The 23,063-nt window shown below is 27.3% G+C and carries 25 protein-coding genes; 4 read left to right on the forward strand and 21 right to left on the reverse strand.

Annotated elements, in window-relative coordinates; all coding sequences use genetic code 11:
• Positions 1-259 precede the first annotated feature (259 nt).
• From ACN6I1_RS09855 to ACN6I1_RS09905, 11 genes are all read right to left on the reverse strand, one after another.
• Positions 260-1,546, reverse strand: a complete 1,287-nt coding sequence (locus tag ACN6I1_RS09855; protein WP_419741797.1) for a VanW family protein — start codon at positions 1,544-1,546, stop codon at positions 260-262.
• Between the two features lie 109 nt (positions 1,547-1,655).
• Positions 1,656-2,291 (reverse strand): endonuclease/exonuclease/phosphatase family protein, encoded by a 636-nt coding sequence (locus ACN6I1_RS09860; RefSeq protein WP_419741798.1) that lies wholly within the window; start codon positions 2,289-2,291, stop codon positions 1,656-1,658.
• Between the two features lie 30 nt (positions 2,292-2,321).
• Positions 2,322-2,480 carry a hypothetical protein gene (locus ACN6I1_RS09865; protein WP_021429484.1) on the reverse strand — a complete coding sequence of 53 codons (159 nt, stop codon included), beginning with the start codon at positions 2,478-2,480 and terminating at the stop codon, positions 2,322-2,324.
• Positions 2,481-2,854: 374 nt separating this feature from the next.
• Positions 2,855-3,727 carry a DMT family transporter gene (locus ACN6I1_RS09870; RefSeq protein ID WP_419741799.1) on the reverse strand — a complete coding sequence of 291 codons (873 nt, stop codon included), beginning with the start codon at positions 3,725-3,727 and terminating at the stop codon, positions 2,855-2,857.
• Between the two features lie 62 nt (positions 3,728-3,789).
• Positions 3,790-4,371, reverse strand: coding sequence for a CDP-alcohol phosphatidyltransferase family protein (locus tag ACN6I1_RS09875; protein WP_419741800.1), 582 nt, complete (start codon positions 4,369-4,371; stop codon positions 3,790-3,792).
• A gap of 8 nt (positions 4,372-4,379) precedes the next feature.
• Positions 4,380-5,036 carry a TVP38/TMEM64 family protein gene (locus tag ACN6I1_RS09880; protein WP_419741801.1) on the reverse strand — a complete coding sequence of 219 codons (657 nt, stop codon included), beginning with the start codon at positions 5,034-5,036 and terminating at the stop codon, positions 4,380-4,382.
• Positions 5,037-5,052: 16 nt separating this feature from the next.
• A complete protein-coding gene (locus ACN6I1_RS09885; protein WP_419741802.1) occupies positions 5,053-6,162 on the reverse strand; it encodes a (Fe-S)-binding protein in 1,110 nt (369 codons plus the stop codon).
• Between the two features lie 80 nt (positions 6,163-6,242).
• Positions 6,243-6,935: a TVP38/TMEM64 family protein gene (locus ACN6I1_RS09890; RefSeq protein ID WP_419741803.1), complete on the reverse strand. Its 693-nt coding sequence runs from the start codon at positions 6,933-6,935 to the stop codon at positions 6,243-6,245.
• 10 nt (positions 6,936-6,945) lie between these two features.
• Positions 6,946-7,917: a sulfurtransferase gene (locus ACN6I1_RS09895; protein WP_419741804.1), complete on the reverse strand. Its 972-nt coding sequence runs from the start codon at positions 7,915-7,917 to the stop codon at positions 6,946-6,948.
• Between the two features lie 202 nt (positions 7,918-8,119).
• Positions 8,120-8,281 (reverse strand): hypothetical protein, encoded by a 162-nt coding sequence (locus tag ACN6I1_RS09900; RefSeq protein WP_156344347.1) that lies wholly within the window; start codon positions 8,279-8,281, stop codon positions 8,120-8,122.
• 85 nt (positions 8,282-8,366) lie between these two features.
• Positions 8,367-9,659, reverse strand: a complete 1,293-nt coding sequence (locus ACN6I1_RS09905) for an NCS2 family permease (RefSeq protein WP_419741805.1) — start codon at positions 9,657-9,659, stop codon at positions 8,367-8,369.
• A gap of 225 nt (positions 9,660-9,884) precedes the next feature.
• Here ACN6I1_RS09905 and ACN6I1_RS09910 point away from each other — a divergent pair, with 225 nt between their 5' ends.
• Positions 9,885-10,229, forward strand: a complete 345-nt coding sequence (locus tag ACN6I1_RS09910; protein WP_025161588.1) for a RidA family protein — start codon at positions 9,885-9,887, stop codon at positions 10,227-10,229.
• Positions 10,230-10,282: 53 nt separating this feature from the next.
• On the opposite strand, the gene ACN6I1_RS09915 is transcribed toward ACN6I1_RS09910, so the two are convergent.
• Genes ACN6I1_RS09915 through ACN6I1_RS09930 form a run of 4 tightly spaced genes read right to left on the reverse strand, consistent with a single transcriptional unit; the run spans position 10,283 to position 13,411 of the window.
• Positions 10,283-11,521: a hypothetical protein gene (locus tag ACN6I1_RS09915; RefSeq protein ID WP_419741806.1), complete on the reverse strand. Its 1,239-nt coding sequence runs from the start codon at positions 11,519-11,521 to the stop codon at positions 10,283-10,285.
• 12 nt (positions 11,522-11,533) lie between these two features.
• Positions 11,534-12,358, reverse strand: a complete 825-nt coding sequence (locus ACN6I1_RS09920; RefSeq protein WP_419741807.1) for a hypothetical protein — start codon at positions 12,356-12,358, stop codon at positions 11,534-11,536.
• A complete protein-coding gene (locus ACN6I1_RS09925; protein WP_419741808.1) occupies positions 12,351-13,043 on the reverse strand; it encodes an ABC transporter ATP-binding protein in 693 nt (230 codons plus the stop codon). Before ACN6I1_RS09925 ends, ACN6I1_RS09920 begins: the two co-directional genes overlap by 8 nt.
• 11 nt (positions 13,044-13,054) lie before the next feature.
• Positions 13,055-13,411, reverse strand: coding sequence for a GntR family transcriptional regulator (locus tag ACN6I1_RS09930; protein ID WP_419741809.1), 357 nt, complete (start codon positions 13,409-13,411; stop codon positions 13,055-13,057).
• A 674-nt stretch (positions 13,412-14,085) separates the two neighbouring features.
• Between ACN6I1_RS09930 and ACN6I1_RS09935 the strand changes: the two genes are divergently transcribed.
• The gene (locus ACN6I1_RS09935) at positions 14,086-15,708 is read left to right on the forward strand and encodes a carbon starvation protein A (protein ID WP_419741810.1); all 1,623 of its coding nucleotides are present in this window, start codon (positions 14,086-14,088) and stop codon (positions 15,706-15,708) included.
• A gap of 38 nt (positions 15,709-15,746) precedes the next feature.
• Here ACN6I1_RS09935 and ACN6I1_RS09940 read toward each other — a convergent pair whose 3' ends face one another.
• On the reverse strand, positions 15,747-16,508 hold the full coding sequence (locus ACN6I1_RS09940) for a DUF975 family protein (RefSeq protein WP_419741811.1): 762 nt from the start codon (positions 16,506-16,508) through the stop codon (positions 15,747-15,749).
• Between the two features lie 91 nt (positions 16,509-16,599).
• Between ACN6I1_RS09940 and yaaA the strand changes: the two genes are divergently transcribed.
• Positions 16,600-17,367, forward strand: coding sequence for a peroxide stress protein YaaA (gene yaaA, locus ACN6I1_RS09945; RefSeq protein ID WP_419741812.1), 768 nt, complete (start codon positions 16,600-16,602; stop codon positions 17,365-17,367).
• Positions 17,368-17,445: 78 nt separating this feature from the next.
• Positions 17,446-18,213, forward strand: coding sequence for a hypothetical protein (locus tag ACN6I1_RS09950; protein ID WP_419741813.1), 768 nt, complete (start codon positions 17,446-17,448; stop codon positions 18,211-18,213).
• A 64-nt stretch (positions 18,214-18,277) separates the two neighbouring features.
• Here ACN6I1_RS09950 and ACN6I1_RS09955 read toward each other — a convergent pair whose 3' ends face one another.
• The 5 genes from ACN6I1_RS09955 to ACN6I1_RS09975 all read right to left on the reverse strand — a co-directional run bounded on the left by ACN6I1_RS09955 (position 18,278) and on the right by ACN6I1_RS09975 (position 22,803).
• Positions 18,278-18,844, reverse strand: a complete 567-nt coding sequence (locus ACN6I1_RS09955) for a hypothetical protein (protein ID WP_419741814.1) — start codon at positions 18,842-18,844, stop codon at positions 18,278-18,280.
• A 75-nt stretch (positions 18,845-18,919) separates the two neighbouring features.
• The gene (gene glpK / locus ACN6I1_RS09960; protein WP_021433598.1) at positions 18,920-20,458 is read right to left on the reverse strand and encodes a glycerol kinase GlpK; all 1,539 of its coding nucleotides are present in this window, start codon (positions 20,456-20,458) and stop codon (positions 18,920-18,922) included.
• Between the two features lie 107 nt (positions 20,459-20,565).
• Positions 20,566-21,018: a hypothetical protein gene (locus ACN6I1_RS09965; RefSeq protein WP_419741815.1), complete on the reverse strand. Its 453-nt coding sequence runs from the start codon at positions 21,016-21,018 to the stop codon at positions 20,566-20,568.
• 185 nt (positions 21,019-21,203) lie between these two features.
• Entirely contained in the window at positions 21,204-22,475 is a 1,272-nt protein-coding gene (locus tag ACN6I1_RS09970; protein ID WP_021429778.1) for a SulP family inorganic anion transporter, read from the reverse strand.
• 139 nt (positions 22,476-22,614) lie between these two features.
• On the reverse strand, positions 22,615-22,803 hold the full coding sequence (locus tag ACN6I1_RS09975) for a DUF1858 domain-containing protein (RefSeq protein WP_035115013.1): 189 nt from the start codon (positions 22,801-22,803) through the stop codon (positions 22,615-22,617).
• Positions 22,804-23,063: the final 260 nt, after the last annotated feature.

Below are 23,063 nucleotides of genomic sequence, written 5' to 3' on the forward strand. Positions count from 1 at the left end.
TAATAAGTATTGCATGACCACATTTATATTTTTTTGTGTTATTGTATCGTTTCAGTGTTATTAGTTTATTTTTGTGGTCATACCCAATTATTATTACCTTTAAACTTTTTAAAAATTCTTGAAAATCAATATAGAGGTGCTTTAGTCTTTACAAAAATATCCGTATACAATTTAATAGATTCATAGAAGTCAAACAACTATAATCCTTAAAATTATATACGGATATATATATATATTATTTAGTATATTATTATTAATTTTATTTTTTCTTGTACGAACTCGTTGTTATGTACTCTTTTTCTGTTACTTTACCGTTAGAATCTTTAAATTCTCTATAAGTCTTAACTACGTTACTACTTCCCACATTTTCAGTTACCACACTTATATTTTGCTTATCCTTTGAACTACCATATATAGTGCTTGTTACTGTTCCATTATACGCTGAGTTTTTTATATATACAGGGTGTTTATATGGATTTTTAAATTTTAAATCTATAGATCCATAAGCAACTGTTGCATCTTTTCCCTTAGGAGCGTACGTAGATGGCAATGAATGATTTCTAACATTTGTTATATCAAGCCCTGAGTAAAGAGCTGAATTATATATAGTTGTAGATACTTGACATACTCCACCTCCAGATCCATCTTGTACTTTACCATTTACAATTACAGGGGCATCTTTATACCCATTAGATCTACTTCTAGGTCCTGTTGATGTATTGTATGAAAATTCTTCTCCTGGCATAAGTACTATGTCACTAGTACTATTAGATGCCTTAACTATATTGTAAGCTCTATTAGCTGATGAATTTGTATATCTAGTACTGTGAGTAGCCAATAATGAATCTACACTTTTTAGCATACCCGCGGTTATACTTGGTTTCTGACTTTTTATTGAAAGTGCCATCCCAATAAATTTGTTTTCAGATAAATATTTTTTTATATTTTCCTTACTAGATTTTTTATCCAGTTCTTGTCCTATAACCTCTGGAGTTATATTAAAGCTTCCTGAATCTGATATATATAACTTTGCATCAGCAACTTTTTTATTTGCCTTATTACTTATTTCATCTAATGCTGAGTCTAATTTTTTTTCATTGTATGTCGGATTTATAGCTATTACTTCTTTTTTTCCTCTTTGAAGTGCAATAACTCTTTCTACATTCTTGAAATACGAATCAGTTTTGTTAAATTTATATGCATTATCAACAAACTTATTTACATCGTATTTTAAATCAATTTGGTTCGGATTTATTGTAAAATTTTTATCATTGTAATCCACATCTATACTCTTGGGCTTGTATTCATTGGCTACAGCTAATTTAGCCTCATTAGGTGTAAGATCTGAAACATTTACATTTCCAATATACATATTGGTAGCTATCTTGCCGTTGTAAATATACTTGTTATTAAATGATTTTATGCCTATAGATGCTATTATTATAAGTGTTAAAATAATTGCTGCTATAATACTTAAATTTTTTTTTGATGTAATATCAAGTCTTACTCTTTGTTTTTTTTCTTCCACTGCTACATTTTGTTGCATTTCATTCCCCCCTACTTTGCTTAAGATAATTATATTTAAATGAACTTTATAAAACAACGTTTCTTAAGTATATGTAACTTTATTGTCACAATTGTAGAGGCTTGTATATTTATATAATAAATTCTCCTATTACAGGATAATGATCAGATAAATTAATAAATTCAACTTTATATCTACTCGGTCTTAAATTTTTAGACATAAATATATAATCTATTCTAGATTTACTAGGTTGAAATGTTTCTATATTTTCACAACTAAACAATATAGATAAGTCATAATAATCTTTTATTTTTATATTTGTTTGGTTAAAATCACCACATATAATAATTTTTCCTCTTAAATTATTTACATAACTATAAATTTCCTCAATCTGTATTTTTCTTTCTTCCTCATTTAAGCCTAAATGAGTATTTATTATATTAACTAATTTGTTATTTATAAAAAATTGAGTATGAATAAATCCCCTTTGCTCTTTTTTACTACTTAAATAAAATCCATATGTGTCCTTTACATATTCAATAAAATATATAGCAATTCCATAATTATCACCTTTTAGCTCTACAGTTTTAAAAAAGTAACCTTTTATATTTAAATCATTTAAAATTTTATAATGTATACTCTCTAAAACTTCTTGAAGGCATATTACATCTGCATTTATCTTTTTTAAAAAACTTAATAATCCATTTAAGGTATCTTTATTGTGTGCATCCATACCTTTATGAATGTTGTAAGTTATAATTTTCATTTATCCTCCTAAATTTCAGTTGCATAAATTTTAACTTCTTTCTTTTTTTATCCTTGTACATTTACCTTGATTTATAACAAATAAGAATCCCATTTTTTTATATAATTCATCTAGTTCTCCTATGCTAACATCTCCCTTTCTTAGGTTATTTATAGTTATTTCCTCTAGTCTTCTATTTGATATCATCATTGGTTTTTCTCTCCTTCATAAATTAATAATTTATACTATTTATATTCATGTATGTCATTATTTATTACTAAACTTCAACCGAACAACTGTTCCTTCAATACTATTATAAATCAAACACCTGTTCGTTTTCAATAGAAAAATATTATTTTTTATATTTTTTTGTCATTTTTTGTGAATAAAAAAAAGAGTGCTATATAATAATTTTTAATATTATATAGCACTCTAATTAACTAAGCATTTATTTATTTTATCTATTTTAAGGAATTTTCATATTGTATACAATATACTATATATCATAAATCATATTTTGTCAACACAATAAACTATACTTTATATATATAGTGTACACATTTTAAAATTTTATAAATTCAAATCTAATTTTTAGTTTTTTTATTATTTAAAAACATGTAATACGATGCTGAAAATATTATTAGATACCCTATAAAACTGTACTTATCCGGAATCACATTAAATACTAATATACTTATAATAGCTGAGAATATTATATTTGAATAATCAAATATAGATATTTCCTTAGCCGGTGCATATTTATATGCAAGTGTTACTCCGAATTGTCCAATACTTGCAAAAACTCCTCCTAAAACTAAATATACAAATTGTATAATTGTCATAGATTTGTATGCCATAATGGCAAATGGAAATATTGAAACAGTTGAAAATAACGAAAAGAAAAATACCACAGTGTAAAATTTTTCTTTTCCACCAAGAACTCTTAGGCAAGTATACGCTGCTGCTGCAAATATTGCCCCTAAAATCCCTGCAACATATGGTATTATAGCAAAATTCAGAGTAGGTTTTATTATAAACAAAGCTCCTATAAATGCTATTATTACCGCTATAGCTTGATTTGACTTAATTTTTTCTTTTAAGAATATAGCTGAAAAAATTATTACAAAAAATGGACTTAGTTTATTTAACATGTTTGCATCTGATAAAACCAATCTATCAATAGCATAAAAATTTAGTATTATTCCTAAAGTCCCAAATATAGACCTTAAAATTAATATTTTTCTATTTTCTTTATTTCCAAACGCGCTTTCTTTATATTTTAGTATTAATGAAAATGCAATTATACATGATACTAAATTTCTAAAAAAAGTTTTTTGGATACTAGGTAAATCACCCGATAGCTTTATAAAAGCTGACATCATCGCAAACCCAAATGCAGATAAAATTATAAATACAATTCCTTTATTTCTATCACTTAAATTATTTAATTTTCCCAAATTTAACACCTCCGTAGCTAAATATATATTGTATACAGTATAACATATAATAAAAGGTGTTTTTACAATATCTTCTTAGCTTCTATTATTCTTTGTATTATCGTTATAAATATAATAACCGAAAATAAATTTGTAAAAATTACTATATAGTTTGGAACTAGTATCATTAAACTAAACATTAAAAATCCTTCACTTCTTTCAGCAACTCCAGCTTGATAATAAAAAGATTTCATACCTTTTTTTTCTACTAAAGCTCCTACTGTCAAAAATATAGTCATAGAAATTATAATACATATAAGTAGCACAATAAAATTAATTCTTGCATTTGAGTACCTCATTGCTAATGATAATATTATAGAAGTTTCAACAATTCTATCAAAAGTTATATCCATTAACGTTCCAAATAAAGATGTTGTTTTTGTTTTCCTAGCTATACAACCATCTACAGCGTCTAGGTATCCTGAAATCCAAAGAGTTATAACTGCAAGTATATTCATATCTATATATATAAATACACTTGTCAATATTCCTAAAATCAAAGCTATAATAGTTACATTGTTTGCAGTTAAATTTAGTTTAATAAAAAAATTAGCTCCACAATTTATAATTGGATCTACATACTTTCTACCGTGTGTATCTAACATAATTTCACCTACTTCTTCTGTGTATTTATAAACTTATTTTTTAAAACTATTGACGATAAAATTAGCAGTATAAGTGCCATTATTGATAGATAAAAACTATTGCTACCTATATCAACCGATTGAGCCCCAATATTTGTAAAGACAAGAATGCCCGGAATAGTACCTACTATAGTTGCAAATATAAAATCTCTATATTTTATATTTGTAAGACCCGCTCCATAACTAATCACATCAAACGGAAACAACGGTATAAGCCTAAGTAATAAAATCACAAAAAAACCTTTTGTGTTTATCATTTCTTCTATATAATCTAATTTTTCTTTAGTAATTTTTTTCACAAAATTTCTTCCAAGTTTTCTAGATATATAAAAAGATAAACTTGCCCCTATAAGAGCACCTACCAGAGTATATATGTACCCTTTGTATAAGCCAAATATAATACCTCCTCCAATTGCTAAAATTGAATCTGGAAAAAGAGTTAAAGGTACTAATGCAAACATTACAATGTATACCAACGGTGCTAGTTTCCCAAATGAAGTAACATACTTTTGTATATCATTTGGTCCTATATCCATGTTTAAAATTTTGTATATAATACTTCCAATTACAAAAATTATAATTGCCGATAACAATACTTTTAAAAATTTGCTAAATTTATAATTCATCCCAACCTCCAATTAATTATTTGCATAGTGTAGTTGTTTTATATCTTGTAATCCATTTATTAAGTGTTTTTGTCTTAGATTGTGTAAATAAATTTTTGTTTATAACTTCTTCATCGAATAGTAAATCTAATATATGGAGTATATTTTTATTTGAATTTAACAATGATTCACAGCATGATTCACAGTAACAAACTATATTTTCACACACAGTCTCATCAGCCCTACTATTCATCTGTTTTAAAGCAAGTTTATAATTCGTTACTCCCACCATACCTCCAGCTCCACAACAAACAGTATCTTTTTTATTATTTTTAAACTCGATTATATTTAACCCTAGCTCTCTTAATATCCATCTAACACTTTCATGTATTTGGTTTTCATGCCTTGTTGAACATGAATCATGGATTGCTACCTCTATTCCTTCATAATTATGTTTCAAATTGTCTGGAACTCCAATTTCATTTATAACTTCATATAGAGTCTTTATCTTAACATTTTTACTGTAATTTTTTATAGTATTGTAGCAATTCGGACATGCAACTATAATTTCGTCTATTCCTTCTTTTTTTATATACGTTTCTAAGCTAGAATAATATTTTTTAAACTTATCTTCATCTCCCATTGATAATGTGGGTTTTCCACAACACTTTAAAGTCATTCCAATATTAGTGTAATACTGCTTCAAGTATTCATATGTCTTTAAAACAATATCTTCACTATAACTGCTTAAACTACATCCTGGTAAAAATACAGTTTTATTATTATTAATTTTTAAGCTTTTTGAAAATATAGGTGAAAAACTATTCATTTGATGAAACCTAACAACTTTATATCCATCTCTTTTTACTTCTTGTTTATTATTTAAAACTGCATATTTTCTTATTTTATAAAATGTGGATTTTAGGTCTATTCCTTTAGGACACTTACTCGTGCATAAGCCACAAAGCATGCATGAATATGCAACTTTTCTTATATCTATATTATCGGATAAAATCCTATTCATTAAATCCTTTGGTGAGTTCTCAAACTCTTTCATCATAGGACAGTTATGAAAACATAGCTTACAATTTATACATTTATTTTCATCATCTTTAACTTTATTTTTTAAATTTTCATTTAGCTCCATTCATCCTCACCTCTCATATATACAAAATGAAATATCCCAAAATTTGATTACCAAATTTGGGATATTTCTTATACTAAATATTAACTAACTTTATTTTTATCATTATATATTTTCTTTAGTACATATATCAAAACACTTATAGCACTAAGTGTAAGAATTCCCATCATCATTAATTTAGCCCCACCAGTAAGCATATCCCCAACATACGAATATATTATAGTTGCTGGAAGCTGTCCAATTCCAGTAGCTATCAAAAATGATACAAAGCTCATAGATGTTAATCCTGCTGCATAACTAACTAAATCAAATGACATAAATGGAAGTAATCTCGCTATTAATATTGTATGTTTTCCATATTTATTAAAAAATCCATCTACACTATCAATTGCAAACTTACTTGTAAGTTTTTCTACTGTATCTCTTCCTAAAAATCGTGCTATATAAAAGCATAGTGCTGCCCCTGCCATAGCACTAGTCCAAGAAAGAAGCGCCCCTTTTACCCATCCAAACAATGCTGCATTTGCAAATGTTATTAAAAATGCAGGCAAAGGAGCAGCTACAGACTGAAGTATCATTAAAATAAATGATATAATTGGCGCCCAAACTCCAAATGATAAAATATATTGTTTTAAACTTTCTAAATTTAGCATGCTTAAATAAAATATCATTTGATTTATAAATCGATTAACAGGTCCTACAAATAAATATATACATATAACTAAAAGTAAAACTCCTATTTTTACAATTAAAGATTTTTTCTTTTTTTGATTCATACTTTACCTCTTATTTCTCAACAGAATTAGTTTTATCTCCTGCCCATTCATAGTAAGATGCATCATAATTTTTAACATTATCATATCCTATTGATTTTAATATTAATGCCATATGCCCCGATCTAATTCCAGATGTACAGTAAGTAACTATTTCATCATCTTTATTTATACCTGCATCTTTGAATAACTTTTCTAAATCTGCTTTAGATTTTATAGTTCCATCTTCATTATACACTTCATTAAATGGTATATTTATAGATTTAGGTATATGTCCACCTCTAGCTTCTCCAAACTTAGTAGCGCCATCATACTCATCTTTTTCTCTTGTATCTATTATTTTAACATCATTCATTTCTTCTTTTAAAGTCTTTGTATCTATGTTTATATCATTTTTAATCTCTTTTATAACATACTCTGATTTCTTAGGATCCACTTTTTCTTTAGATATTTCTTCTCCGTTAGATTTCCAAAGGTCCATTCCTCCGTTTAACATTCTAACATCTACTCCTGTTTCTTTGAACATCCAAGCTAGTCGTCCATCTTCACCCCATCCATTTTTCTGAGCATAAACGATAACTTTTTTATCTTTATCGATTCCAAGGTCTGAATATATCTTAGATAATTGTTCTTTATCTAAAAGAGTTCCCCAATCCTTGTCTCCTGCTTTACCTTCCATTTTGCAAAAACTTTGCCAAGCTACATTTATAGCTCCTGGTATATGACCTTTATTATAGTCATCTTCGCTTCTAGCGTCTATTATTAATATATCTTTATTGTTTAAATTTTTATTTAACCAGTCTACACTTGTGAAGTAATCATTATTTTCATATGTATAATCCTCTTTTGTTGTTTGTACGCTTTGTTCCTTATTTGCAGTATTACTATTTTGTTCATTTTTTTTATCAGCACAACCTACTACTAGCCCACTAGTTATTAATAATGAACTAACTATTAATATTGCTTTTTTGCTTCTAATCTTCATATGAATCCTCCCAAATAATTTTCAAGAATTTTTTGTCACTTTTTGTATTACATCTTGGATTATATCATAATACATATTATATCAATTATAGAAAAAATCTATATACTTATTATTTTGTATAGTTTAAATCTATTCAACTTGCTAAACCTGAAGTTTAAATAGCAATAAAAAAGATCAGATTCAAATCTGATCTTTTTTATTGCTATTTAAACATTTTTTTACTAGCTTTTTTCATATCTTTTGCAACTTTTTCTCCTGCATGTTCTACTGAGTTCGAAAAAGATTGTATACCTTTTGACATATCATGACCTAGTTCTTCCATTTTATGTCCCATTTCTTTAAACATTTTATTTTTCTTAGCCATCATTTTCACCTCTTTATTATTTTATAAATTATTTTGCTCACAATTTATATTTCTATTCTTCATAAAGAGACAAGGCTTTAAATATCTATATTAAAAATTTAAGTATAAATACAAATCCTATAATTACTGTAGTTATGCTTATTTCTTTAGCTCTACCAGAGAACAATTTTAATATTATATAAGATATAACACCAAATACTATACCATCAGCTATAGAGTATGATAAAGGCATCATTATTATAGTTAAAAATGCTGGAATAGCTTCTGTAAAATCTTCTAAATTTATTTCTTTTATAGGCTCTATCATAAATAGTCCAACTAATACTAGTGCCGATGCTGTAACAGCTGGAGTTATTATAGAAAATAAAGGTGCAAAGAATAATGCTAAAAAGAACATAACTGCAGTTGATACAGCTGTAAGACCTGTTCTTCCACCCTCTGCAACTCCTGATGCACTTTCAACAAAAGTACTTACTGTACTTGTACCTAGACAAGCTCCTATAGTAGTTCCTACTGCATCTGCAAATAATGCTTTTTTAACGTTTGGTACTTTACCATTTCCATCTAACATTTTAGCTTTTGTAGCAACTCCTACTAAAGTTCCTATAGTATCAAACATATCCATAAATAATAATGTAAATAACACTATAACCATATCTAAAGAGAATATGTTATGCCACTCGAAGCTAAGTACAGTTGATGAAATTGAAGGAGGCATGCTCATTACTTTTGTTGGTATGTCTATAACACCCATAGGTATTCCAATTATAGTTGTAACTATCATTCCTATAAATAATGCACCTTTTATGTTTTTAGCTAATAATACAGCTGTTATTAATATACCTATTAAAGCTAATAATCCAGTTCCTGAAACTATATTTCCAAGAGCTAATATAGTTCCTCCACCTTCAGGGTGAACTATAACTCCAGCTCCTTCTAATCCTATTAGTGAAATTAATAGTCCTATACCTACCGAAATAGCTTTCTTTATGTTATTTGGAATAGAATCAACAATAGCTTCACGCACATTAAATAATGTTAACATTATGAATATAAGTCCTTCTAAGAATACTGCTGTTAATGCAAATTGATATGAATATCCCATTCCTATTACTATTGTATATGCAAAAAATGCATTTAATCCCATACCTGGGGCTAAAGCAAATGGTAATTTCGCATATAATCCCATCATAAGAGTAGCTATAACTGCAGATAAAGCTGTAGCTGTAAATACCGCTCCATAGTCCATTCCTGCTGCAGATAATATACTAGGATTTACTATTAATATGTACGCCATTGTCATAAAAGTAGTAATACCTGCTAAAATTTCTGTTTTTATCGTAGTATTATTTTCTTTAAGTTTAAAATACTTCTCCATTTACGTCCTCACTCTTTCTGTCGAATTTTGTTTTTTCACAGAACTCTATCATATCATATTTTAAATTTTTATGCACATTTTTTCGAATATTTTTTTGTTTTTGTATGTTTATGTATGTGTTTTCATTTTATACTTTGTATTATTATGTAATTGAAAATGTTTTTATATTCATCTATAATTAAATATTGAACTTAATTTTTTAATGTTATGGGAGGAAATTGTAAAATGGAAATAAAAAGATATGAAGGAACTGGTAGAATGAGTAGGGCAGTTGTACATAACAACACAATATATTTATGTGGTCAAACACATGGAGAAGGTGATGTTAAGGAACAAACTAAGATGGTATTACAAAAAGTAGAAGATTTACTAAATAAATATGATTCTGATAAAGATCATATATTATCTGTAACTATATATTTAAGAGATATGAAAGACTTTGCTGATATGAACTCTGTTTGGGATGCTTGGGTAAACGAGGGTTCTGAGCCTGCTAGAGCTTGTGTTGAAGCTAGATTAGCTAGAGAAGCTTTATTAGTTGAGATGTCTGTTACTGCAGCAGTTAAATAATTAAGAATAAAAGCTATAAAACACAAATTTATTTGTATTTTATAGCTTTAAAATTAAATTTCATTATTTTTTAATATAAAGTTTATACTATCCTCAGGTTTATCCTCTATATATTCTCCCATATACAAGGTATTCCCATTTTTTTCATCTACTACAACTATAGTATTTTTCAAATCCTCATCACCAGAGTACTCTCCTCTAATTGGCTTATAACTTCCCATACAAAGATACAGCTTTTTATTTATAACTCTAAAAGATTCTATATGTGACATTTCATTTAATTTTTCAACTTTATACTCTTTATTTTTATCTATTTTGTTATTTTTCAAATCGATTGTGTATTGAATTATATTTGTATAACTCTCATCTCTATCATTTTTGTTAAGTAAATATAATTTTCCATTTTCTATGCTATATTGAATTGTATCTGTATCGATTGATTCAATATCCTTATTGTTAATTATAGGTCCTTCCATATATTCAAACTTATTTTTTTTCATATCATAATAAATTAAATATACTTCTCCATTTTTCTTTTTATCATTGGGATAAGTTTCTATTGTTGAATACAATTTATCCTCATATTCAAAACATATTTGATTATTACTTATTATTATTTCACTATCTTTTTTCTTTTGAACAAATTCTCCAACTTTATCAATTTCTTTTTTATTTAAATTAAATTTATAAATATCAATTGCTACATCACCGCTACCTGTAATATTTCCTTTTGCAGAGTACTCAACATCTTCAGATACACTAGATAATATATATATATCTTCATTTTTAATACCAACAGTTAGTCCATAAGAAAAATTACTTTCTCCATCAAAACTTTTTGGTAAATTTAAATCATATTCTTCAACATTACCACTCCTAAGGTTTTTATTAACTATTTTAAAACTTAAGTTAGCATCCCCTGTACCTGTATAGTTTATTCCCGTATCCTCTATGTATCCTATATTTTCTTCACTACAATATCTCTGGTTATCTTGATGTACATTTTTAAACATTTCTTTATGTTCATCTTTCACCTTAATGTTTTCGCTTAGGTTGTATATTGACTTTGAATTCTTTTTCACTGTAAATTTATCTTTTGATGTTATAGTTTGAACATTTCCATACAATCCATTTTGAGTTTGAGATATAAATAATACATCTCCGATTTCATTCCTATCTCCCTTTATATCTACTAATTCATGCTTTGGTTGATTTATAATAACCCCTAATAAAACTAGTATAAAAGAGAATACTGCTAATCCTAAAATTGTAATTGATAATTTTTTATTCATATAAATCCTCCTTTATACACAAACCCTTTTATTTATTAATCTATACGAAATCAAGATGGATACCATAAGCAATAAAATATAATACATTATGTGATTTAATAGTAAGTTTCCTAAAATACCACTATCTAATCCTATTATAAATACATATCCTATTATAGTAATTAAAATGTATCCAACCCCTAATAATACTCCCGCTTTTTTAAATGATCTTTCTATTAACACTCCAGTAAATATAACTACAACAGCAAGTATTACCCCAAATAAATCTATCATAAAAAAATCTAATAAGTATGGTGATACTACATTTATTTGATTAACTGACTGCATCATATTAGAGTATACGTTCGCAAAATTTGGAGAACTTATTCCAGCAAGTATTTTTATAATATTTAAATCAATATACCAAAATAAAAATTGACATGCGATTACTCCATATATCATAACAAGCACCATAATTAACTTAGCTAAATATATGTTGAATCTCGGTTGTGGAAGGCTTAATAATGTATATATGGTTTTACTCTTTGAATAATAATCTCTATACCATATAATAGTTGCATATAATAAGCAAAATAATACCGCTACTCCTAAAGCCATACTCCCATATACGTATATATCATTTTTTGTAAATTCATTTACAAAACTATAACCTAAATTCGTTTTCAATATATCTATATTCATAGGCAAATTATTTTCTAAACTAATCCTTTTTACAGAATCATATAAAGTTTTCATAACTCCAGCTAAGTTAGCTATCAATAAGGTTCCTATAAGCAAGAAGTACAGTTTGTATATTCTTTTAAATTCTATATTATATAAAGTGAGTATCCTATTCACCTTTATATACCTCCCTCATTTTATCTATTATTGATTTTCCTTCTTCTTCACGAGTCTTTTCTGCATTGAAAACTAGAGAAAGGTTCCCCTCATCGATAAGAATTACGTCATCTGCTATCATTTCAATTTCAGCAATTTCATGAGTAGTTATTATTATACTTTGTTCATCACCTACATACTTAGTCATTACACCTAAAAAATCTTCTCTTTTAAATATATCTATTCCTGAAAATGGTTCATCTAATATAGTATACTTAGCATTTTGAGCAAATCCTAGTATAATTTTAACCCTAGCAATATTTCCCTTTGAAAGCTCTGAAATTTTTTTATCATCAGTCAAATTGAACAATTTCAGCATATCATATGCTTTTTCTCTATCCCATTTTTTATAAAATTCTTTCATAAATTCAAAACTTTCTTTTATTGTAAGTTGTGCAAAATAGTTGTCCACATCTGGGACAAAAGCTACTTTTTCATATGTTTTATAATCTATTTTTTCTCCATCTATTAATATTTCACCTCTATCTAATTTTACAAGTCCGCATATAGATTTCAAAATGGTCGACTTTCCAACACCGTTTATTCCTAAAATGCAAGTTATCTTTCCCTCATGGATTTCAAAGGATATATTGTCTAATGCTTTTACTTTTTTGTACTTTTTACTAGCATTTTTAATTTCTATCAAATTTACCCCTCCTAAAACCTATCATTTATTATGTTTATAACTTCTTCTTTTTTAACATTTATAGCTTTCATGCTTTCTATAAACGAATCCATGGATTCATTTATTAAATCTTCCTTTATTTTTATTATTATAGAACTATCATCCGTTATGTTACTTTGATAGTTTCTATGAGTCGTTATTATCCCCATTTCTTCCATTTCTTTATATGCTTTTTGAACAGTATTTGGGTTTACCTTTATCATAACCGCCATATCTCTCCTTGACGGTATGCTATCTCCTATTCCTAATTTTCCTATTACAATTTGTTGCTTTATATATCGTATAATTTGAATATATACTGGTTCTTTATCGTTTGGAATAAAGCTCATAATTTTCACCTCCGTATCACTGTACCATGCAAATAGTACACCTCTAAGTGTATTATATATATAGTACACTTAGAGTTCAACTGTAAATTTAAGTAATAAAGTCATTTATATATATAAATACATTTAATTTGTTAACCTATACATAATAAAGCCCTCATATTTATATAAATGAATTAAGGAGGTGATTTTATTTTAGATAAACTTAAATCCTCTATGAAGAATCAATTTAATATATACGAAAACTATAAAGTGTCTAACTATAATTTTGATTTTATGGGGGAGTATATACTTACTAATTCAAAATACTTTTTAAATAAAAAAAGAGTAATTTGGTCTTATGATAATAAAGAGTATGTATTTGCAAAAGAATTAGATTATCTGTCAATTGATTACTTAGAAAAAAACTTGTTGTCTTTTACTGATTTTGCTATGAAAAACCTTGTACAGGTCAATGAAAATCACATGTCTACAACCATCACTCTCTTTATATCTACAAATCATATCGATAAAATTTTAAGATCTAAAATACCCAAGATAAAAAAAAGAAAAAGCTATATGTTAGGACTTAAAGGCTATTCATCACTCAGAATAATTCTTTTTGATAAATCCACAAATGAATTTATCTATAACTGCGATTCTAAAGATGTTATTCATTTTTATAAGGAGGTTTTATTATGAATTCATTAACACTACTTTTAATAAGTGCACTTATTCTTTTTATAGGATATGTATGTTATGGTGGATATTTAGCTAAAAAATGGGGCGTAGATGATACAAGAAAAACACCCGCTCATACTAAATATGATGGGGTTGACTATGTTCCTGCTAAATCGCCAGTATTACTCGGACATCACTTTGCTTCAATTGCTGGTGCTGGCCCTATAGTAGGTCCTATCCAAGCAGCTATATTTGGTTGGATACCAGTTGCCCTTTGGGTATTAATAGGTAGTATTTTCTTTGGTGGTGTTCAAGACTTTGGTTCTTTATTTGCATCTATTAGGCATGAGGGTAAATCTATAGGTGAAATAATAGAATCCAACATGGGTAAAAAGGGTAAAAAACTTTTCGCATTATTTGCTTGGTTAACTCTAGTTTTAGTTGTTGCAGCCTTTGCAAATATAGTGGCTGATAACTTTGTTTCTACCCCACAAGCTGCTAGCGCTTCAATATTTTTTATAGTTTTAGCAATTTTGTTTGGTATAGCAGTTTATAGATTTAAAATGCCTTTAATTCCAGCTTCTGTAGTAGGTGTTCTAATGTTATTTGGATGTATTTACTTAGGTTTTTTATTTCCTATAGCTTTAAGTAAACAAACTTGGATAATATTACTTATGATCTATATTTTCATAGCTTCTGTAACTCCAGTTTGGATATTACTTCAACCTAGAGATTATCTTAACTCTTATCTATTATATGCAATGATAATTGGAGCCCTTTTAGGTATTGTTATATTAAGACCAGAAATACAAATGGATGGATTTGTAGGCTTTAATGTCGGAGGCCAATACTTATTCCCTGTACTATTTGTAACCGTTGCTTGCGGAGCTATTTCAGGATTTCATTCACTTGTTGGATCTGGTACATCTTCAAAACAATTGTATAAAGAATCAGATGCTAAAAAAATAGGTTATGGAGCTATGCTTATAGAAGGTCTTCTTGCAATTGTTGCGCTTATAACTGTAGCTTATATTTCTAACAAACAATTTGGAAGTTTATTAGGAAACGGTGGACCTGTCAATGTATTTTCTGAAGGAATCGCTAATTTTATGGCATCATTTGGTATACAATTTGGCATAGGTAAAACATTTACATCACTTGCTATATCTGCATTTGCGCTTACATCTTTAGATACTGCTACTAGACTTGGTAGATTTATATTCCAAGAGTTTTTCGATACAAATGGATTGAACAACAAAGAAGCTACAAAAGCCAATCCACTTAGCAATATGTATGTTTCTACAACTATAACAGTTGTATGCTCTGGCCTTTTAGCTGTTATGGGGTATGAAAAAATATGGCCTATATTCGGATCTGCAAACCAACTTTTAGCAGCAATAGCATTAATGTCCATAGCTATATGGCTTGCTAATTCAAATAAGAGCTTTAAAGAATTTATAATTCCTATCATTTTTATGTTTATAGTTACTATAGTATCATTATGTTTTAATATAAAGGCTAATATAGGGGTCAATTATGCACTTGTAATAATAGCAGTTCTTTTACTTGTTTTAGCTATTATATTAATAAAAGAAGCTATTATGTTTATAAGAAAAGAAAAAATAAAAAACTTTAAATAAATAAAAAATAAGCTATCTTAAAAAAGATAGCTTATTTTTTATTTATTTAAATAGTTAAAACTTAAATCTCTATAAAAGTTTGCTTGAGTTAAACTTATATATGGAATTAGCCATAAAAAACCTATTCCAAATGTAAGTGCAGATAAAATAGCCCAGCCTATAAAGCTTAACTCTATAACAAAAAATTTCCATTTATTACCCTTCATCATTTTTATACTTAATCCCATAGCTTCTATAGTACCTAAGTGCTCATGTTCTATTATTATATATGGAGTTAGCATTAAAGCTAGTTCAAGTATAGTTAAAAGTATTAACAGTACCAATATCACCAAAATTCCAAATATAAATCCTGCTCCGAATCCTGATTCTGAAAAAGTAAATACAACTGTTCCACCTAGTGCTATACCTATTATAATAAATGTAGCTACAAATACAATTGCAGATAATATAACTGTATATATTAATGCCTTTATAAATTTACTTTTAGAAACTACAACATCTGAAAAAGAACCATTCCCCATTTTTTCAATAAACATTAAGTAAAAGTTAGGAATTCCTATAGTTATAAATACTCCAAATCCAAATGACACTACAAACATTACTAAAGCTAATAACATAGAGTCTGATTGTCCTTGCAACATACTTATTATTATAGATGCTACACTATAAGATAGTGTCAATAATACAGGTATCTTCCAATTTCCCTTTAGTTGACTTTTTGATAATTCTTTTAGTTGAACTCTATCGATTTTAAACGCCCCCTTATTTTTAATTTGTATGCCATTTAAAACTACATACATTATATTATATTAAAAACTTTTTATTTATTGATTAAATTATTAATTTATTGATATATATATTATATAAAAAATTTTTTCGAGGTGATTTTTAATGATAACAATAATTTCCCCCGCAACAACTATGAATTTTGATATAAACACTAATTTCAAGTCTTCTACTCCTTTTTTTGAGTCTGAAGTTAAGTATCTTATATCTATTTTAAAAAAGTTAACTAGAGATGAAATAAGCGCTATAATGAATCTAAGCAATGACTTAACTAATTTAAATTTTGATAGATATCAAACATTAGGTAGTGAATCTAGCAAATACTTACAAGCTTTACTTGCTTTTGATGGTCAAGTGTTTAATTGCATTAAAGTAAATGAATTTGATGAGTCAGACTTTGAATTTGCAAATGCTCATTTAAGAATCTTATCAGGTTTGTATGGTGTACTAAAACCTTTAGATATGATACAACCTTATAGACTTGAAATGAAAGCTAAATTAAAAAATGAACAAGGAAATGACTTGTATAAATTTTGGAAAGAAAAAATAACTAATTATATTTATAATGAACTTAATAATCAGGAAAATAAAATTTTGCTTAATTTATCATCAAATGAATATTCTAAAGCTATAAATTTTAAAAAATTATCTAAAAATTTTCAAGTTGTAAATGTAGAGTTTAAAGATTTCAAAGAAAGCAGTAATACTTATAAAGTTATAGGTATTTACTCAAAAAAAGCTAGAGGTCACCTAACTAGCTACATAATTAAAAACAAAATAGATTCTATAGAAGGTATTAAAAGCTTTAATTACGATGGATATACTTTTAATGCAAATTTATCTGATAGTAATTCAATAATATTTACTAGATAGTAACAATTATTATTTTTAGATTAAAAAGTATTATTTTGGGTATATATCATTTGACTTAAAATTTGGAGGTTTCTGACTATGAAGTATAACTACACGCAAGAGTTAAATAATATATTAAATAAAACATATAAAGAAATTATTTTTAGAATGGCTGTAAGTAATGAAAACATAGATTTTTCAAAAGAAAATTTAGATAAAACAAAAAAACTACTTTTAAGTGAAAAAGTTTTTATTGGAAGTGATTTAGATAAGTTTATTATAAACTGTATCCCATCAGATCATGAGGGGAACTTATTTAGAGTATCAATATCAAAACATCATGACAGACTTCATCCAAGATTTGAAAACTACAAAGGAGAGCCTGTATCTGATTCTAGTTATTCTAAATTTGGACTTTTACTTTGGGAAGAGCATATGAACAATTTATTAATATCAGATATTCAATCATTATTTAGCCAAGAAGGGTTTGTAAACTTTGTGAATAATGATTTAGATAGTTGTTTGAACGAGTTATCAATTAAGTTAGATAAATATAAAAATAATTCAATAAAAATAGAATTTAAAAACAAAGAAAGCTTATTGAGCACAATTGCTGATATGATAGTTAATGAATCTATTGATTTTGAATTTGCTCATATATTAGTTGATATGGATAAACTTAGAGATGATATGGCTAAAATGTCTACTACATTTGACGTTTATAATGAATTCGATAAATTAGAAGACGATACTAAGTATTGCATAATAAATTATCCTAAATACAATTATGATGAATTAATTGAAGTATTAACAAAGGATTATGGATTTAAATTATTAAATGAAAATTGTTTATCAAAAAACAAGTAAAATAAAAGGGTAACTATATAATTTTAGGAATAAAATTTTTATAGTTACCTTTTTGATTGATTTATTATCTTTTTATTACACTACCAAAGAAGTCAACGTCTATATGATCAAACTCTACATTTGTTTTTCCTTCATAAGTAATGTATATACCATCAATCCATTTACCTTTGTAATCTCGTTGAAGTAAACTTTCAACAATTGTGTATGTTGTCACACTAGCTCCTGTACTTCCTTGAAAAAATTTATTGCTCCACAATTTGTTTTCTTTATCTTCTTTAATATTTATGTAAGCTATATTATTCTCTATTTTAATTAACTCTATTGGGGCATTTTTAAATTGTAATTTTGATACTTCTTTGATAATTATATTTACTTTATCATTCATAGATAAATTATCATCGATTTTGATATCACTTATTATTTTCTTTTCACTTGTATTAGAATCCATACTTATTATTTTAGCGTCATAAGTTTTTGAGTTTTTTTCCTCATTTTGCTTATCAGTATTTAAATTACTAGATACTTGCATCTCAGATTTATTATCACCTTTAACATCAACCTTGCTGTTGCATCCGCTTAAAACCAACATACATATAAATATTAAGTAAAAAATTTTTTTTAACTTTTTCATATTTATACCTCCATATTTTACATATAACATCTATTTTAATTATATGAATCAAATATAGAAATATTTTATATATTTTTAGTTGTTTATACTGCTTAATTCATTCGCCAATTCTTCATCTTCTTTAGCCCATAAGAGAGTTCTATCAACTGCTCTTTTCCATCCTTTATATAAAATAGTTCTTTTTCTATCATCCATACTTGGTGTAAATTCCTTGTCTATTTCCCATTTTTCTTTTATTTCTTCTATACTTTTGAAAAATCCTACTGAAAGACCTGCAAGGTATGCAGCCCCTAAAGCTGTAGTTTCTATTATTTTAGGTCTATCAATATTCACATTTAATATATCTGATTGGAATTGCATTAAGAAGTTATTTGCACTTGCTCCTCCATCAACTCTAAGACATTTTAACTGCATTTTAGAATCCTCTTGCATAGCCATTAAAACATCTTTTGTTTGATATGCTATAGATTCTAATGTAGCTCTAACTATGTGTCCTCTTTTTGCTCCTCTTGTCAATCCAAATATAGCTCCTCTAGCATACATATCCCAATAAGGAGCCCCTAATCCTGTAAATGCAGGAACTACATAAACTCCATTAGTATCTTGAACTTGATTTGCATAGTATTCCGATTGTCCTGAATCATATATTAGCCTAAGTTCATCTCTTAACCATTGAATCGATGCTCCTCCAACAAATATACTTCCTTCTAAAGCATAGTTAACTTTTCCATCTACTCCCCACGCTATAGTAGTCAATAATCCTTTTTCTGATTCAACTATCGTATCACCTGTATTCATTAATAAAAAGCACCCAGTTCCGTAAGTATTTTTAACACTACCTTGCTCAAAACATGTTTGCCCAAATAATGCAGCTTGTTGATCTCCTGCACACCCTGCTATAGGTATTTGTGCACCAGCTAACATTTCCGAATCTGTGTATCCATAAATTTCACTAGATGGTCTAACTTCAGGCAACATACTCTTTGGTATGTTTAATTCACCTAGAATTTCTTCATCCCATTTCAAATCTTTTATATTGAAAAGCATTGTTCTTGATGCATTTGAATAATCTGTAACATGAACTTTTCCTCTCGTTAAATTCCATATAAGCCATGTATCTACAGTTCCAAATAAAAGTTCTCCATTTTCAGCTTTATCTCTTGCACCTTCTACATTTTCTAAAATCCAATTTATTTTAGTAGCTGAAAAATATGCATCTACCAAAAGTCCTGTTTTTTCTTTTATAGTAGCTTCTAAGCCTTTATCTTTTAACTTATCGCATATGTCTGCTGTTCTTCTACATTGCCACACAATAGCATTATATACCGGTTTACCCGTATTTTTATCCCATACAATTGTAGTTTCTCTTTGATTTGTTATACCTATTGCTGCAATTTCATCAGGTCTTATAAAAGATGTTTCTAGAACTTCTCTTAGTACACCACTTTGACTTCCCCAAATTTCCATAGGATTATGTTCAACCCAAGAAGCCTTTGGGTATATTTGAGTAAACTCCTTTTGTGCAGTTGAAACTATATTACCATATTTATCAAATAATATTGCCCTTGAACTAGTAGTTCCTTGGTCTAATGCTATTATATATTTCTTTTCCATAATACTTCTCCTTAAGTTCCTTTGTTAACATATTGTTCTTTAAGTAAATATTAGCAATAAAACAAACCTACTACAATAATTTTAAATAAAGTTATTTTTTAAACAACTTATCTGATATATATTTCATATTCACATTTTTTGTAAGTTATAGGAGTTCCATTTGTTTTATCATTATCAAATTGAACAACTTCAATTTTGTGTTTACCTTCTTTTAAATCATTATCACATATAGTTAACGTAACAGAACTTTCTTTCCCTAGCTTTTCAACTGTATTTAACTTGCCATCTATATATATATAACTTGCTCTAGAGTCATCAAAGTCTTTTGAACTAAGTCCAACTTGTCCTAAACCTTTTTTTTCATCTCTATATACAGTAGGAATAGAGCCATCTTCTGAATTTGAAACATGAGTAGTAACTATTATACTTCCCTTACCTATATCCCCTTCCACTCCAGATGGGATTGTTTTTTCAACTTCAACTCTATTTTCAACAACTTCCTTAGAACATCCAACAGTAAATACCATTATTAAACACAATAAAAATAATAATTTTTTCATTACATCCTCCAAAATCTCAATATTATTACTTTTTAGTGTTCCCAATTTTATACAAAAAAAGCATGAATTAATATATTAATTCATGCTTTTAAAAGAATTATTTTAATAAATAATTATTAACGTAGCATTTTATATTGCCTTTTTTGACAATTATGCAAAGAAAATAACTATTTACTAAAGTTTTATTATGCAGCTTCTAATTCTTCTTCTTCATCTTTTTCTTGTCTAGATTTTATAAATTTAAATACATAATGAACTGCCATACCTACTCCAATAGCAAATACTAAGTCAAATACTACTGTAAATGTAAAAGTTATAAGCAGTACTAAAACATCTGATTTACTTGAAGATAATAGTTCCTTAAAATGAGACCATTCTCCCATATTATATGAAACAATAATAAGTATAGCTGCTAAAGTAGTCATTGGTATTAGCTTTGCAAAAGGCATAAGAATAACCATTATAAGTAATAATGTTATAGCATGTACCATTCCTGATATAGGGCTTCTTCCCCCATTTTTTACGTTTGCAGCAGTTCTTGCTATAGCTCCAGTTGCAGGAATTCCTCCAAATAAAGAAGATGCGATATTTCCTAATCCTTGTGCTACAAGTTCCATATTTGAATCATGTTTATCATCTATCATATTATCTGAAACTACACAAGAAAGTAGTGATTCTATAGCTCCTAATAATGCAATTGTAAGTGCTGGTTTTATTAAGTTTATAATTGTTTTTACATCCATATGTGGTATTTGTGGCTTAGGTATTGAAGATGATATCTCACTAAATCTAGTACCTATTGTGTCTGTTGGTAAGTTCAATAAATTTACAGCTAATGTAGAAACTATTAGCGCTATTATTGAAGCTGGAATCTTTTTATTTACCTTAGGCCAGTAAACTAAAATTAAAATACAAGATAGACCTATTAGAAATGATGCTATATCAAAAGTAGATATGTTTTGTATATAGCTTTCAACTTTGCCTATAAACTCTGCTGGCACATCCGCTATTTTAAATCCAAAAAAATCTTTTAATTGAGTTGTAAGTAATGTTACTGCTATTCCGCTTGTAAATCCTACTGTAATTGTTTGTGGTACATATTTTATTAAAGATCCAAATCTAAGTAGTCCCATAACTACTAATATAATTCCTGCCATCATTGTAGATGTTATAAGTCCAGTTATTCCATAAGTTTTAACTACTCCATAAACAATTACAACAAATGCTCCTGTAGGTCCTCCTATTTGAACCTTACTACCACCTAGAAGAGAAATTACAAACCCTGCAAATATAGCAGTTATAAGACCTTTCTCTGGTGATACTCCTGAAGATATAGCTAATGCTATCGAAAGCGGTAAAGCTATTATAGCAACTATTATACCTGCTATTATATCTTTTCCAACTTGATCTTTAGTAAGCTCATTATCTTTAATCATTTTAAATAACTTTGGTGACACGAAAACACTTCCTTCCAAAACTAAATATTGCAACATTTAATATATTAATCCTATTTTTTGATAAAGTCCATACATAATTTTTAAAATTTGTGTTAAAAACAAAAAAGATACTCCGCAATCGAAGTATCTTTCATATTTTTTAAATTTCATTCAGTTTTTGAAGTAGTTCTTCTAAATCTATACCATGTATATATGCAGCTTGTTCTAAAGTTTCCATTTGTGCTGAAGGACAACCTAAACATCCCATTTCATAAGACATTAAAACATTTACTGAGTTTGGTTTTTTATTAATTAAATCTCCTATTAAGGTATTTTTATCTATTTTCATTTTAAATTCTCCTTTAATAATAGTTCGTATTTTTCTAATTTTATTATATCTTAATATTATAATATTTTTAAACTTTTTTCCGTAACATACGTTACATTTTTAATTTTTTTGTTAATAATTAAAAGCATGAAAATCTTTATTATGGTAAAATTTTATTTTACATTAAAATTTTACATTCCCATTTATTTTCTTTTTAATGTTTTTATGATAAAATATGTTATATATTTATGCTTGCTTGAATATAAATTTAATTGTGAAAC

Origin of the sequence: Paraclostridium dentum (assembly GCF_048568265.1) — a bacterium.
Taxonomy (GTDB): Bacteria; Bacillota; Clostridia; order Peptostreptococcales; family Peptostreptococcaceae; genus Paraclostridium; species Paraclostridium dentum.